The following is a 14,571-nucleotide window of genomic DNA, read 5'->3' on the forward strand; positions in this document are numbered from 1 at the left end:
GGCATGTACCGGATCCGTTTTCACGGGCGCGGCGGCCAGGGAATCCGCACCGCGGCGAGCGTCCTCGGCAGCGCCCTCTTCGCCTCCGGCCGCGAGGTCCAGGATGCGCCGCGCTACGGCGCCGAACGGCGCGGCGCGCCGATGTCGGCCCACGTTCGCGCCGGGCGGTCGGTGATCGTCGAACGCGGCGCGATCGCTCAGCCGGATCTCGTCGTCGTCGCCGACCCGACGCTGCTCGCCGGCGGCGTGCTGCAGGGCCTCTCCGCGCAGAGCGTGCTGTTCCTCAACGGCAGCGAGCCGGCCGACGAGTTGCGCACGCGACTCGCCTGCCCGGGCCGCGTGGTCACCTGGCCCGGCGCGGCGCGCGAGCTCGAAGAGACCACCGGGGTGGCGATCGGCGCGCTCTGCGCCGGCGGCGCAGCCCGCCTGCTCGGGGTGATCTCGCGCACGACGCTCGAGCAGGCGCTGCTCGCCGAGATCGCCGGCCACGGCAGCGGCGCCGCCGAGGCCGGCCGCGCGCTCGGTCTCGCCGGCTTCGACGCGCTCGCCGACAGTGCCGGAATGGTCGGCGAAGGCGTCGACGACCCCGGAGCCGGCGACGCGCCGCCCGACTGGGTGCGCCTTGCGCTCGACGACGCGAGCCTCGCCGCCCCCGACGTCTTTCGCGAAGCGACCAGCGAGCTCGTCCAGACCGGCCTCTGGCGGACTTCACGACCGGTCATCGACGCGGCGCTGTGCTCGCGCTGTTCGTGGGTGTGCACCACGCTCTGTCCGGACAGCGCGATCCACGCCAAAGCCGGCGAGGTCCCGCAGATCGACTACGAGCACTGCAAGGGCTGTCTGGTCTGCGTCCTCGCCTGCCCGCCGCACGCCATCCGGGCGCTTCCCGAGCGCCAGCCGGCGACGGCCGGCAACCCGCGATGAGCCGCGTCCTGCTCAACGGCAACGCCGCCGCGGCATGGGGCGCGCGGCTCGCGCGCGTCGACTACGTCCCGGCCTTTCCGATCACCCCGCAGACGGGAATCATCGAGACGCTCGCCGCGTGGTTCGCCAGCGGCGACGCCGAGGGCCGGATGACCACCTGCGAATCGGAGCACTCGATGGTCACCGCGGCGGCCGCCGCGGCGGCCACCGGCGTGCGCGTGTTCACCGCGACCTCGAGCCAGGGCCTGCTCTACGCGATGGAGATGGTCTTCGCCGTTCCCGGCTGGCGCGCGCCGTTCGTGCTGGTCAACGTCTCGCGCGCGCTGGCCACGCCGATCACCCTCGAGCCCGACCATAGCGACGTCCTCGCCGCGCGCGACAGCGGCTTCCTGCAGATCCACTGCGCGAGCTGCCAGGAAGTCCTCGACAGCGTGCTGCTCGCCTACCGCCTCGGCGAAGACCCGCGCGTGCGCCTGCCGGTGATCGTCAACCAGGACGGCTTCCACCTCTCGTTCACCCGCGAGCCCGTCGACCTCCCCGACGCCGCCGCGGTCGACGCCTTTCTACCGCCGTTCGACGCGCAGCAGGCCGGCTTTCGCGCCAGCCGCCCGGTCAGCCAGGCGGTCGCGGTGCTCGGCGGATCGCCCTATTCGTACTTCCGCTATCAGGTGCACCTCGCCCAGAACGCCGCGCTCGCCGCCTACGACGAGATCGCCGCCGACTTCGCCGCACGCTTCGCCCGGCAGCACCCGGCGGTCGAGGCCTACCGCTGCGACGACGCCGAGATCGTCTACTTCCTGATCGGCTCGCTCTCGGCGAGGGCGCGACTCGCCGCCGACCGGTTGCGCGCGAGCGGCCTGCGCGTCGGCGTCGTCCGCCCGCGCCTGCTCCGCCCCTACCCCGCTGCCGCGCTGCGCGCGCTGCTCGCCGGCAAGCGCGCCGTCGCGGTGGTCGACCAGAACCTGTCGATGGGCAGCGGCGGCATCCTGCACGGCGAACTCGGCGGCGCGCTGCACGGGCACGCGGACATGCCGCTGCTGCTCAGCTTCGTCGGCGGACTCGGCGGCCGCGAGGTCAGCGACGGCGAATTTGCCGCGATGGCCCGCGAAGCGTTCGCCGCCGCGCGCTCGGGCGAGGTCCCCGAAGCCCGCCTGCTGTACACCGCAGGCGAACTGCGCGAACTGCGCAAGCTGCAGGCCGTCGCCGGCCTGGCGCCCGGGAGCCCGCGGTGAGCGAGGCGCGCTACCGCAGCCTCCGCGAGTTGCCCGGAGTCCATGCGCTGGCCGCCGGAACGGCGATGTGCGCCGGCTGCGGCGGCCTCGAAGCGCTCCACGAAGTGCTCGACGTCCTCGGCACGCGAACCGTGGTGATCAACGCCGCCGGCTGCATGACGCTGCTCGCCAGCTACCCCTTCACCCCGTTCCACGGCTCGTGGCTGTACACCTCGATGGCCTCGGCGCCGGCCGGCGCGCAGGGCGTGCGCGACGCCCTCGACCTGCTCCGCAGCCGCGGCCGGATCGGCGCGGACGACGATCTGACCGCCGTCGTACTCAGCGGCGACGGATCGGCCTACGGCATGGGTCTGTCGGCAACCTCGGCGGCGATCGAGCGCGGACTCGACTTCATCTACCTCTGCTACGACAACGAGGGCTACGGCAACACCGGGCAGCAGACCTCGGCCGCGACGCCGCACGGCGCGCGCACGCCGACGAGCCCCGGGCCTGCCGGTCATGCGGGCGAGAAGAAGGACCTCTTCGACGTCTGGGTCGCGCACCGGCCGCGCTACGCGGCGACGGTCATCGGCGCCGAGCCGCTGGACCTCGCGCGCAAGGTCCAGCGCGCGGCAAGCCTCGCCGGCCCGCGCCTGATCCTCGCGCTCGCCCCCTGCCCGACCGGCTGGGACTACGATCCGATGCACGGCGTCGACATCGGCCGACTCGCCGTGCGCACCGGAATCTGGCCGCTCAAGGAATACGTCGACGGCGCCGTCGTCCACACCCACGTGCCGCACCCGCGCCTGCCCGTCGAGGCCTACCTGAGCACCCAGGGGCGCTTCCGCCATCTCTTCGAGCCGCTGCGCAACGACGCGCTGATCGGCGAGATCCAGCAGCGCGTCGACCGCTACTGGCAGAACGTCGGCTGAGGCCGCGCGCAAACCGGCGCGCACCGGCCGGACCGCCCGGCGACGCCGAGTGGTGCGCCCGGGGCCGGCCGGCGACTCGCTCAGGACGCCGGCCGACCCAGCCGGAGACGGCCGACTCGCCGCCCAGCACGGCGCTGCGCAGGCCCCGGCGACGCGCCCCTCGACGCACACCGAGCAAGGGCTTGCCCATTCCGTAAGCGGTACCGACGAAACGCACCGCTGGCCTACGAAAGCGCCGCTACGCACAGGCTTCTCCCCAGACTTGTCCACAAGATCTGTGGTTTCCGCTGCCCGACCGCGTCGCGCACCCCGACCGGCCGCTGGTCGCCGGGCGCAAGCGACGATCACCGCGCCTGCCGGCCTGCCGCCAACCGAAGAACGGCCCAGCGACGAGCCGCCGGGCGCCTGCGCAGCGCCTCGCGCGTTCGGCGGGGAGCGGCTTAGCGCCGCGCGCAAGCGCCCGCGAGGAAGCTCGCGCGGCGACGTCGCCAAACGCCTGCCCGAAGCCTCGCGGTGCTCAATGGAGCGGCCGCGATGCTCAGCGAACCGGCCGCGATGCTCGCCTGGGGAGTCGGGCTGCTTCCCTGAGGCATCGCGATGCTTCCCTGAGCCATCAGGATACCTTCCTCAGGCGTCAGGATGCTTTCCTGAGCCATCAGGATGCCTTCTTCAGGCGTCAGGATGCCTTCCTGAGGCATCAGGATGCTTTCCTGGGGCGTCAGGATGCCTTCCTGAGCCGTCAGGATGCTTCCCTCAGGCATCGCGATGCCTTCCTGAGACATCAGGATGCTTTCCCGACGCGTCAGGATGCTTGTTCGCGCCGTGAAAATGTCTATTGACACGCCCGTCAGCCGCACCCTAAGATTTTTCCCACGAGGGCCAGCCGGCTTTCGGCAACCTGATATTTCTGGGGGGAAAAATGGCCAAGAACGAGAAGGTCCGGCTATCACCGGAGATCCTGCAGGCCGACGAGAACGCTTTCCTGGCCGTGAAAGCCATGGTCGGCTACAGTCCAGCCAACCCGGCTTACAACCTGGCCACGCTGACCGCCAAGTACGAAGCGATGCGCGCAGCTCAGGAAGCCGAACTGCGCGCCCAGAACGCGCTGGACGCCGCGCGCGACACGGCGGTTGCCGCCCAATGGGAACACCACAACCTCATCCTCGGCGTCAAGGACCAGGTGACCGCCCAGTTCGGCGCCGACTCCGATCAGCTCGCCTCGCTGGGCCTGAAGAAGAAATCCGAGCGCAAGACGCCCGCGCGCGGCGGCAAGACTTCCGCGTAGCGTGCCCCATGCCACGCCGGGCGGCGAGCATGACGGCACCGAGGAGAGGCGCGGCTGCAGCGATCGCCTGCCGTCCGCATCGTACAGCGCTCCTCCCCGAGCCTTTGCCTGGACCAAGCCCGCGCCGCTCGATGCGACTGGGCGCCCCACCGGGGTGACGCGTTTGTCGGCGCTTTTGGTCCACTCCTCCACGTCGCACCTCGCTGATTCAAGACAACTCTCCGGCCTGGCTGCACGGTCATACAATATAAGGACGCAAAATTCTGCGTCGATCAGGGTGTCGACTTCACGTCGGGCGCACCAGGCTGGATTACATAAGCACCCTTCAAAGCGACTGCTGCGTTAAAGAGAGGTAACACTGAAGCTCCATATCCTTTCGGACCTGCACCTGGGTGTGCACGACATGCCACCGCCGCGCACCGGCGCAGATCTGGTCATTCTCGCAGGCGACATTGCTCGTCCGCAGAAGGCCATCGCTTGGGCTGTGGCGTTGGACAAACCTGTGGTATACGTGCCTGGCAACCATGAGTTTTACGGCTCCAGCCTCCAGGCCGCGGTACAAGAGTTGCGGCACTTGGCAACTGGCACAAACATCTACGTACTGGACAACCAGGTACTGAAGTGGCATGGCGTTCGTTTTGTGGGTAGTACGCTGTGGACAGACTTCCTCTGCGCAGGCACTGGCGCCAAACAGACCTTGGCCATAGCGCAGTCGCTGGCGTTCAACCGTGACTTCAGCCGTATCTACTGCGACGAGCCAGTCAACGGACGGATGTTCACCCCACACGACTGCGCCGCACTCTTTGCGGACAATGCCCGCTGGCTGGACACCGTACTACGCCAGCCCTTTGATGGCTCCACGGTGGTCGTCACCCACCACGCTCCATCGTTGCGCAGCGTCCCCCCGCGATTTGTTGGCTCTGCACTCAACGTCAACTTCGTCTCTGACGCTGAATACCTGCTCGGCCGCGAACGCACCTGCCTGTGGGTGCATGGCCACTTGCACGACAGCTCTGACTATGAGATCAATGGCACGCGAGTGCTGTGCAACCCCAGGGGCTACGCGAAGGCTGGAGTGACCGAAAATCAGGCATTCGATCCGCTGCTGACCGTGGAAATCTCATAGGCCTGGCATGCGTCAGCTTGGGCCATGCGAAGAAAGCTAGGTGGCAAAGGTTCGCCCAACATTTCGCTCCAGAGGGACGCTCCGCCGGCGAGCCGGCTCCGCGCCCCTGAGCTTGGTCGTTAGCCCGACAAAAAAGGGGGCCGAATAATTGCACTGGACAGCTCCTACCGAAAAGGACGCCGCCTCCACCTCGCTCGAGAAGCGCCTCTGGGACGCCGCCGACCAGTTCCGCGCCAACTCCGGCCTCAAGGCTCAGGAATACTCCGGCCCCATCCTCGGCCTGATCTTTCTGCGTTTCGCCGAGGTGCGCTTTGCCGCCCAGCGGGCGAAGCTGGAGAAGGCCGGCGCTTCGTCCCGCCGGGGCAGCCGCGTGGATGAACCCGCCGCCTACCACGCCGACAACGTGCTCTACCTCGCCCCCGAGGCGCGCTTCGACTACCTGCTGACGCTGCCCGAGGCGGCCGACATCGGCGGCAAGGTCAACGCCGCCATGCGCGAGGTCGAGAAGCACAACCCGCAGCTCGCCGGCGTGCTGCCCAAGACCTTCAACCTCTTCACCGGCACCCTGCTCAAGGAGCTCTTGAAGAAGATCTCCGAGATCCCGGCCACGCTCGACTTCGACGCCTTCGGCCGCATCTACGAATACTTCCTCGGCGAGTTCGCCATGAGCGAGGGCCAGGGCGGCGGCGAGTTCTACACCCCCGCCAGCATCGTGCAGTTGCTCGCCCAGGTGATCGAGCCCTTCCACGGCCGCATCCTCGACCCGGCCTGCGGCTCGGGCGGCATGTTCGTGCAGTCGGCCGGCTTCGTGGCCGAGCACCACAAGAACCCGGCGGCTGAACTCGCCATCTGCGGCGTGGAGAAGACCGACGAGACCGGGCGCCTCGCCCGCCTCAACCTCGCGGTGCACGGGCTGGAAGGCGACATCCGCCACGGCGGCAACGTCAACAGCTACTACGACGACCCGCACGCGGCCACGGGCCAGTTCGACTTCGTGCTCGCCAATCCGCCCTTCAACGTGAACGCGGTGGACAAGGAGCGGCTCAAGGACATGGTCGGCGCGGGCCGCCGCTTCCCCTTCGGCCTGCCGCGCACCGACAACGCCAACTACCTCTGGATCCAGCTCTTCTACTCGGCGCTCTCGGCCCGTGGCCGAGCCGGCTTCGTCATGGCCAACTCGGCCTCCGACGCCCGCTCATCCGAGCAGGAGCTGCGGCAGAAGCTGATCGAGGCGCGGGCGGTGGATGTGATGGTGGCCGTCGGCCCCAACATGTTCTACACGGTGACGCTGCCCTGCACGCTGTGGTTCCTCGACCGGGGCAAGGGCAAGACCAACCGCGCCGACACGGTGCTGTTCATCGACGCCCGCCACATCTACCGGCAGGTGGACCGCGCCCACCGCGACTGGACGCCCGCGCAGATCGGCTTCATCGCCAACCTGGTGCGGCTCTATCGCGGCGAGGCGCCCGACCTGACCGTGGGCGGCGAGGAGACGGCGGCCAGGCTCGCGGAGGTGTTCGGCAAGCAGCCCGCCTACGCCGACATCCCCGGCCTGTGCAAGGCGGCGACGATTGCGGAGATCGAGACGCAGGGCTGGTCGCTCAACCCCGGCCGCTATGTGGGCGTGGCCCCGGGCGAGGAGGTGAGCGACGAGGACTTCAAGGCGCAGCTCGAAACGCTAAACGAAGAATTGGAAACCCTCAATGCCCAGGCGCGGACGCTGGAGCAGACCATCGCCGTCAATGTGGCGGGGATTCTGGAGGGGTGAGGGATGGCAGCGCAGCTTGATTGGCCAACGAAGCGCCTCGGCGATTTGGCTGAGTTCCGCAACGGGGTGAACTACAACAAGACCAGCTTTGGCGAGGGCGTGAAAGTTGTCGGCGTCGCGGACTTCCAGGACTACACGAAGCCTAGGTATGCCGAGCTTGACCAGATAAACCCAGAAGGCATCGTCACTGAGCGAAACATACTCCGTGACGGTGACATCGTTTTTGTTCGGTCGAATGGCAATCGGGAGTTGATAGGCCGAAGTCTGTTCATTGAGCAGCCTCCGGAGGAAATCACTCATTCGGCTTTCACGATCCGCCTTCGGTTCACCGCTCGCGAGGTTCATCCGAAGTTCTACGCCTACTGCTTCCGCACTCGGCTGATTCGCCAAGCGCTGACGGCCCAAGGTGGCGGCACAAACATCAACAACCTCAACCAAGACATTCTCAGCGCGCTCGAAGTTCCGCATCCCCCCCTCCCGATCCAGCGGCGGATCGCGGGCATCCTGTCGGCCTACGACGAGTTGATCGAGAACAGCCAGCGGCGCATCAAGGTTCTGGAGTCGATGGCCCGCGCCATCTATCGCGAGTGGTTCGTCCACTTCCGTTTCCCTGGCCACGAATCCATCTCCCGCGTCTCGTCGCCTATCGGCGACATCCCGCAGGGGTGGGAGGCGAAGAAGCTGGGCGATTTGTGCGAACTACGAAAGGACCCTTACAAAGACGTGGACCATGCGGGGCTTCCGTTGCTGGATATGGCCCGTATGCCCTCACGCTCGCTCGCTCCGGGCGACACTGGCACGCCGGCTGAGCTAACGACCTCGCGGATCCTGTTTCAGAGGGGCGACACGCTGTTTGGAGCGATTCGCTGCTACTTGCACAAAGTCGTTGCCGCTCACTACCCCGGCGTGACGAACACATCGGTTTTGGTTCTTCGCCCGAGGTCTCCATCCTTCCGCTCACTTGTCGCAATCGTCGCAAGTGATATCGACACGATTCGCTGGGCGGAAACGCAAAGCACGGGCACAAAGATGCCCGTGATCAATTGGGGGGTCTTTCAAAGTATGCCTTCGCCCATTCCGTCGAAAGCGCTGGCGCAGGCTTTTGAAGACATCGCAGGCCCGATCTTGGATGAAATCGGTATTCTCGCGACGCAAATCCAAACCCTCCGCCGCACCCGCGACCTGCTGCTGCCGCGCCTGCTCACCGGCCAGATCGAGCTCGACGAACTCGAGGCCGCCTGAGCCATGCCCGACGTCGCGCCTCTGCCCGCCGATTACGCCGGTCTCCTGAAGGAGATTCGACACCGTGTCCGGCATGCGCAGACCCGTGCGGTCCTGGCGGTCAATGCGGAACTCATCCGCCTGTACTGGGAAATCGGCGCACTGATCGACGAACAGCAGACCAGGCAAGGGTGGGGAGCGGCGGTGATTCCCCGTCTCGCTCGGGACCTGCACAACGAGCTGCCCGAGGAGAAGGGTTTCTCCGAGCGGAACATCAAGCGGATGCTGGCGTTCTACCGCGAGTACCCGCACCTGAACTTTGTGCCACAGCCTGTGGCACAAGGCGCCTCTCGCGAGGATGGGCCACAGGCCGTGGCACTTTTCCCGCCGGACCTGCTCATGGCCGTGCCTTGGGACATCATGCCGAGCTGATGGCCAAGGTGAAGGATGCCGCCGCGCGCCGCTGGTACATGGAGGCGACAGTTCGGAACGGCTGGAGCCGGAACATCCTGCTCATGCAGATCGAGACCGCGGCCCACCGCCGACAGGGCAAGGCCGTCAGCAATTTTGCCGCGCGACTGCCCCCCTCGGAGTCGGATCTCGTCCAGCAGACGCTCAAGGACCCCTACATCTTCGACTTCCTGACGCTGGAAGCGGGCTTCCATGAGCGCGAACTCGAGACCGGGCTCATCCGCCATCTCGAGAAGTTCCTGCTGGAGCTCGGGCAGGGCTTTGCCTTCGTCGGTCGTCAGTTCCGTCTGGATCTGGGCGACCAGGACTTCCATATCGATCTGCTTTTCTACCACCTCAAGCTGCGGTGCTTCGTGGTGATCGACCTCAAGCGGGGCGACTTCAAGCCCGAGTACGCGGGCAAAATCAACTTCTACTGCAATGTCGTCGACGACCGGTTGCGTCACGAGAGCGACAAGCCCACCATCGGATTGATCCTGTGTCAGCGACCCAATCAGGTTCTGGCTGAATACGCGCTGCGTGGCGTGGACAAGCCCATCGGCATCGCCAGCTTCGAACTCACCCGACAGCTTCCCGCCGAGCTGCAGAGCAGCCTGCCCAGCATCGAGTCCATCGAGCGGGCGCTGGCCGACGAGGCGGGCGACACCGAGCCGTGACCACCCACGCCTACAGCGAAGACCAGCTTGTCGAGCAGCCGGCCATCGCGCTGTTCGCGGCGCTCGGCTGGCAGACGGTGTCGGCGCTGGAAGAGACCTTCGGCCCCGGCGGCACGCTCGGCCGCGAGACCAGGGGCGAGGTGGTGCTGGTGGACCGGCTGCGCGCGGCGCTCACCAGGCTCAACGCCGGCCTGCCGCCCGAGGCGATCCACACCGCGATCGACGAACTCGCCCGCGACCGTTCGGCAATGAGCCTCCCGGCGGCCAACCGCGAGGTCTATCGGCTGCTCAAGGACGGCATCCCGGTCTCCATCCCCGACCGCGAGACCCTCACCCCCAGCCCCTCTCCCGGAGGGAGAGGGGAGTCTGTGGTGCGGCTGCAGGTGGTGGATTGGGCGCAGCCGGAGCGCAACGACTTCCAGCTTGTCAGTCAGTTCAGCGTGGTGGGCAGCCTTTACACCTGCCGCCCCGATCTGGTGGGCTTCGTCAATGGCCTGCCCTGGGTGGTGATCGAGCTCAAGAAGCCCGGCGTGCCGGCGCGGGCGGCGTTCGACGAGAACCTGACGCACTACAAGCAGGAGATCCCGCAGCTCTTCTGGTTCAACGCGCTGCTGATCGCCAGCAACGGCACCGACAGCCGCGTCGGGTCGCTCACCGCCGACTGGGAGCGCTTCTTCGAGTGGAAGCGCATCGAGCGCGAGGACGAGCCTCGTCGCGTGTCGCTGGAGGTGATGCTGCGCGGCACCTGCGACCACGCCCGCCTGCTCGACCTCGTGGAGAACTTCACCCTGTTCTCCGAGCACAAGGCGGGGCTGGTGAAGGTGCTCGGCCAGAACCACCAGTTCCTCGGCGTGAACAACGCAATTCGCTCCATACTGGAGGCCCGCAAGCTCGGCCACGGGCGCGGCGGCGTGTTCTGGCAGACGCAGGGCAGCGGCAAGAGCTTCTCGATGGTGTTCTTCGCGCAAAAGGTGCTGCGCAAGCTCGCCGGCAACTGGACCTTCGTGGTGGTCACCGACCGGGTGGAACTGGACGAGCAGATCGCCAAGACCTTCAAGACCGTGGGCGCGGTGAGCGAGGCCGAGGGCGACCAGTGCCACGCCGCCAGCGGTGCGCACCTGCGCGAACTCTTGCGCGGCAACCACCGCTATGTCTTCACGCTGGTGCACAAGTTCCAGACGCCGGAGCAACTGACCGACCGCTCCGACGTGATCGTGCTGACCGACGAGGCGCACCGCAGCCAGTACGACACGCTGGCACTCAACATGCGCGCCGCGCTGCCCAAGGCGCTGTTCCTGGCCTTCACCGGCACGCCGTTGATCGCGGGCGAGGAGCGCACGCGCGAGGTTTTCGGCGACTATGTCTCGATCTACGACTTCCAGCAGTCGATCGAAGACGGCGCGACGGTGCCGCTGTTCTACGAGAACCGCACGCCCGAGCTGCAACTGGTCAACCCGGACCTCAACGACGACATCTACGACCTGATCGAGGGCGCGGGACTGGACGCCGAGCAGGAAGAGAAGCTGGACAAGGTGCTGGGCCGGCAATACCACCTCATCACCCGCGACGACCGGCTGGAGACGGTGGCGCAGGACATCGTGCGCCATTTCCTGGGGCGCGGGTTCGTGGGCAAGGCGATGGTCGTGTCGATCGACAAGGCCACGGCGCTGAGGATGCACGACAAGGTCAGGAAGCACTGGGCCGCGGAGCGTGAGCGCGTGCACAGGGAGATCGGCGAGTTGGCCTATCAGGCCGGTGGTGGAGAGATGACACCCGAACAGGCGCGACGCGACATGCGCATGGCCGAACTGAAGCAGCGGCTGGAGGTGCTGACCAGCACCGACATGGCAGTGATCGTTTCGCCGGGGCAGAACGAGGTCGAGCAGATGAAAAGGCTCGGCCTCGACATCGAAGCGCATCGCAGGCGCATGAACGACTCGCAGCCGGGGCTCGACGAGAAGTTCAAGGACACGGGCGACCCGCTGCGGCTGGTGTTCGTCTGCGCGATGTGGCTGACCGGCTTCGACGCGCCAAGCTGCTCGACGGTGTATCTCGACAAGCCGATGCGCAACCATACGCTGATGCAGACCATCGCCCGCGCCAATCGGGTGTTCCCTGGCAAGCACAGCGGGGTGATCGTGGACTTCGCCAACGTGTTCGCCTCGCTGGAGAAGGCGCTGGCGATTTACGGGGCCGGCAAGGGCGGTACCAACCCGGTCAAGGACAAGGCGCAGCTCGTCGAGGCTCTCCGTGAAGCCATCGCCGCGGCCACGGCGTTCTGTGCCGCTCAAGGCGTCGATCTGGCCGCGCTGGAAGCGCTGCCGCTCGGTGGCCTGGAGCGACTGACCGCCATCGAGAATGCGGTCAATGCGCTGATCGGCCCGGATGTTCTGCGGCGCGATTTCTTCGGCCACGAGAGGTTCGTCGGCACGCTCTATCGCGCCGTCAAGCCCGACCCGGCGGCGATCGAGTTTTCGCTCCGCGCGGCGGGCATCGCCACGCTGGCCGGCGCGATCCGCGCCAAGCTCAGACCCAACCCGCCGGACATCGCGACGATCCTCAACCAGCTATCGGGGCTGCTCGACGAGTCGATCACCGGCCTGAAAATGCACGAGGGCGGGCCTCCGGCCATCGATCTTTCGAAGATCGACTTCGAGGCGCTGGCGCAACGCTTCAAGGAATCCAGGCACAAGAACACCGACCTCGCAGCGCTCAAGGCGGCCATCGCCGCCAAGCTCGAAAAGCTGGTGCGCCTGAACCGCACGCGGGCGGACTTCGCGGAGAAGTTCGAGGCGCTGATCGAGAGCTACAACAACGGTAGCCGCAACATCGAGCAACTCTTCGAGGAGCTGCTGCAGCTGTCGAACAGCCTCGATGACGAGCAGGAACGCCACGTCCGCGAAAACCTCAGCGAAGAGGAGCTGGTGATCTTCGACATCCTGACGCGGCCCGCGCCGGAGTTGAGCGCTGCCGAGCGCGACGAGGTGAAGAAGGTCGCCAGAGATTTGCTTGCCCGCGTCAAGACGTTGCTGGTGCTCAACTGGCGTCAGAAGTCGGCGGCGCGTTCGTCGTTGAAGCTGGCCATCGAAGACACGCTCGACACGCTACCGGCGGCCTATGACCGGCCGTTGTTCGCGCAGAAATGCTCAGCGCTTTTCGAACATGTGTACGAAAGCTACCCGGAGCGGAACACAGGGGTCTATGCCGAGGTGGCGTGAACACGCAGCGGGGCCGACAAGCGGTTGCAGCGAGCGGTCCGCCGCAGAACCGGAGAGATGAACCATAGCTGCTCGAGCACCGACCATGCCGAAAAACCTGCTCACCGCCATTTCCATCTTCTGTTTTGCCGTCTTCGCCCACGCAGAGGATACGGCGATGGCCGATCTGTTCAGCAAAGCGGGGGTTGCCGGAACCCTGCTGATTGAATCCGCAAGGACCGGTCAGCGTTTCGTACATGACGACGCCTGCTCGCATCAGGCCTTCACCGCGGCGTCCACATTCAAGGTGCTGAACACCCTGATCGCGCTTGAAGAAGGCGTGATCGGCGGAGCGGATTCGACCATTCGATGGAATGGCACCGTCCACGAAATCGCCGACTGGAATCGCGACCAGACTCTGGAAACTGCATTCAAGGTCAGTTGCGTGTGGTGCTATCAGGAGTTGGCGCAGCGGGTTGGGGCAAAAAAATACCCTGCCTATATCCGCCGCTCGCACTGCGGCGAGTTGCGCGAACCGTTCGATGGGACGCAATTCTGGCTGGACGGCTCGCTGACCATCAGTGCCGAACAGCAGGTCGCTTTTCTCAAACAGGTGGCCTCGGGCCGCCTGCCATTTCGGGCGACCAGTTACGCGACCCTCAAGTCGATCAGGCTCGCTGAAGAAACGCCGGACTATCGCCTGTACGCCAAGACTGGCTGGGCGACTCGCAATGCACCGGCCGTCGGCTGGTATGTCGGTTATCTGGAAGTCGCCGACGATGTATGGCTGTTCGCCCTGAACATGGAAACCCGCAGCGCCGCTGACTTGCCGCTCGGCAAGCAGATCACCCTCGAGGCGTTTCGGTCCAAGGGGATTCTGCCGGCGAACTGGGGCTCGGCGAGGTGAAGAAGGGTCGCCTATCGAAGGTCGGCGTTGCCGAGACGGCGGCCGCCGGGCCAACACGGCGCGCGAGCGGACGCGGCGCGTGAAAGCCGCGTGGTGCCGCCGAGCCTGAAGGTCAGGACCGGCAAGCAAAGCCGCGCCTGCTCCTGCGTCCGGAACTCCCCGCCGACTCGGCAGCGAGACATTCGCTCACCGAGCGGGGCTTTGCGGGTGTACCGCACTCCGTTGGGTCGGAAGGACACGTCGTCGGCGCTCCGCGCGACGCGGGCGCACTGGCGGTCTCGATGGTTGCTGAGGCTCAGGGAAGAATCGTCGGTGACGTCGCGATCTGTGCGGTCACCCTCACCGACGGGCCGGCGGGTTGGTACGCGTTGGGGCCAGTCTCGGTGGAGCCCTCCATGCAGCGCACAGGCGTCGGGTCCGAGCTCGTGCGCGCTGGCCTGCAGCGGCTGATCGAGCTCGACGCAAAGGGCTGTGTCATGCTGGGCGACCCCGCCTTCTACTCCCGGTTTGGTTTCGCGCACCAACCAGAGCTTCGCGACCCGGGTCCGTCCGCCGGGTACTTCGTGGCCTTGTCCTTCCTGCCTTCTCGGCCGCAAGGTCAAGTCAGACATCACGCCGCGTTCACCGGCGAGGCCCAGCCCCTCGCTCGAGCCGACCCGCTCCGGCAGGCGCCGCCTGGCCGCTCCGGGCCATAGTGGTCATCGTCCCTCCGCGGGCAACTCGTCCAGGGCGACGAAAGGCCGCAGAAAAGAATCAAGTATCTTCTCAGAATCAACAACTTACTGGCGGAGAGAGCGGGATTCGAACCCGCGTTAGGAGATTATCCTAAACACGCTTTCCAGGCGTGCGACTTAAACCACTCATCCATCTCTC

General features: G+C 66.5%; 11 protein-coding genes and 1 pseudogene. 11 read left to right on the forward strand and 1 reads right to left on the reverse strand.

What is annotated here, in order from left to right:
- Nucleotides 1-3: 3 nt before the first annotated feature.
- Genes NFW05_RS02190 through NFW05_RS02200 form a run of 3 tightly spaced genes read left to right on the forward strand, consistent with a single transcriptional unit; the run spans nucleotide 4 to nucleotide 3,067 of the window.
- Nucleotides 4-924: a 2-oxoacid:acceptor oxidoreductase family protein gene (locus NFW05_RS02190; protein ID WP_295302381.1), complete on the forward strand. Its 921-nt coding sequence runs from the start codon at nucleotides 4-6 to the stop codon at nucleotides 922-924.
- Nucleotides 921-2,156 carry a pyruvate synthase gene (locus tag NFW05_RS02195; RefSeq protein WP_295302383.1) on the forward strand — a complete coding sequence of 412 codons (1,236 nt, stop codon included), beginning with the start codon at nucleotides 921-923 and terminating at the stop codon, nucleotides 2,154-2,156. Before NFW05_RS02190 ends, NFW05_RS02195 begins: the two co-directional genes overlap by 4 nt.
- Nucleotides 2,153-3,067, forward strand: a complete 915-nt coding sequence (locus NFW05_RS02200; RefSeq protein WP_295302385.1) for a thiamine pyrophosphate-dependent enzyme — start codon at nucleotides 2,153-2,155, stop codon at nucleotides 3,065-3,067. Before NFW05_RS02195 ends, NFW05_RS02200 begins: the two co-directional genes overlap by 4 nt.
- Before the next feature lie 440 nt (nucleotides 3,068-3,507).
- Here the strand turns inward: NFW05_RS02200 and NFW05_RS02205 are convergent, their stop codons facing one another.
- Nucleotides 3,508-3,924, reverse strand: coding sequence for a hypothetical protein (locus NFW05_RS02205; RefSeq protein WP_295302387.1), 417 nt, complete (start codon nucleotides 3,922-3,924; stop codon nucleotides 3,508-3,510).
- Nucleotides 3,925-3,986: 62 nt separating this feature from the next.
- Between NFW05_RS02205 and NFW05_RS02210 the strand changes: the two genes are divergently transcribed.
- The 8 genes and pseudogenes from NFW05_RS02210 (at nucleotide 3,987) to NFW05_RS02245 (ending at nucleotide 14,393) form a co-directional block, all read left to right on the forward strand.
- A complete protein-coding gene (locus NFW05_RS02210; RefSeq protein ID WP_295302388.1) occupies nucleotides 3,987-4,352 on the forward strand; it encodes a hypothetical protein in 366 nt (121 codons plus the stop codon).
- Nucleotides 4,353-4,710: 358 nt separating this feature from the next.
- On the forward strand, nucleotides 4,711-5,478 hold the full coding sequence (locus tag NFW05_RS02215) for a metallophosphoesterase (protein WP_295302415.1): 768 nt from the start codon (nucleotides 4,711-4,713) through the stop codon (nucleotides 5,476-5,478).
- Nucleotides 5,479-5,626: 148 nt separating this feature from the next.
- On the forward strand, nucleotides 5,627-7,246 hold the full coding sequence (locus tag NFW05_RS02220) for a class I SAM-dependent DNA methyltransferase (RefSeq protein ID WP_295302390.1): 1,620 nt from the start codon (nucleotides 5,627-5,629) through the stop codon (nucleotides 7,244-7,246).
- Between the two features lie 3 nt (nucleotides 7,247-7,249).
- A complete protein-coding gene (locus tag NFW05_RS02225) occupies nucleotides 7,250-8,488 on the forward strand; it encodes a restriction endonuclease subunit S (protein WP_295302392.1) in 1,239 nt (412 codons plus the stop codon).
- A gap of 3 nt (nucleotides 8,489-8,491) precedes the next feature.
- Nucleotides 8,492-9,594 (forward strand): annotated as a pseudogene (locus NFW05_RS02230) (PDDEXK nuclease domain-containing protein).
- Nucleotides 9,591-12,812 (forward strand): type I restriction endonuclease subunit R, encoded by a 3,222-nt coding sequence (locus tag NFW05_RS02235; RefSeq protein ID WP_295302394.1) that lies wholly within the window; start codon nucleotides 9,591-9,593, stop codon nucleotides 12,810-12,812. Before NFW05_RS02230 ends, NFW05_RS02235 begins: the two are co-directional and overlap by 4 nt.
- Nucleotides 12,813-12,897: 85 nt before the next feature.
- Nucleotides 12,898-13,698 (forward strand): class D beta-lactamase, encoded by an 801-nt coding sequence (gene blaOXA, locus NFW05_RS02240; protein WP_295302395.1) that lies wholly within the window; start codon nucleotides 12,898-12,900, stop codon nucleotides 13,696-13,698.
- A gap of 281 nt (nucleotides 13,699-13,979) precedes the next feature.
- Nucleotides 13,980-14,393, forward strand: a complete 414-nt coding sequence (locus tag NFW05_RS02245) for an N-acetyltransferase (protein WP_295302396.1) — start codon at nucleotides 13,980-13,982, stop codon at nucleotides 14,391-14,393.
- Nucleotides 14,394-14,571 lie beyond the last annotated feature (178 nt).

Source organism: Accumulibacter sp., assembly GCF_023806625.1.
Lineage (GTDB): Bacteria > Pseudomonadota > Gammaproteobacteria > Burkholderiales > Rhodocyclaceae > Accumulibacter.

Excerpts from the sequence above, each read along its gene's own strand:
- NFW05_RS02190 (WP_295302381.1), top strand. The coding sequence starts at position 4 with ATGTACCGGATCCGTTTTCACGGGCGCGGCGGCCAGGGAATCCGCACC.
- NFW05_RS02195 (WP_295302383.1), top strand. The coding sequence starts at position 921 with ATGAGCCGCGTCCTGCTCAACGGCAACGCCGCCGCGGCATGGGGCGCG.
- NFW05_RS02210 (WP_295302388.1), top strand. The coding sequence starts at position 3,987 with ATGGCCAAGAACGAGAAGGTCCGGCTATCACCGGAGATCCTGCAGGCC.
- NFW05_RS02225 (WP_295302392.1), top strand. The coding sequence starts at position 7,250 with ATGGCAGCGCAGCTTGATTGGCCAACGAAGCGCCTCGGCGATTTGGCT.
- blaOXA (WP_295302395.1), top strand. The coding sequence starts at position 12,898 with ATGCCGAAAAACCTGCTCACCGCCATTTCCATCTTCTGTTTTGCCGTC.
- NFW05_RS02245 (WP_295302396.1), top strand. The coding sequence starts at position 13,980 with ATGGTTGCTGAGGCTCAGGGAAGAATCGTCGGTGACGTCGCGATCTGT.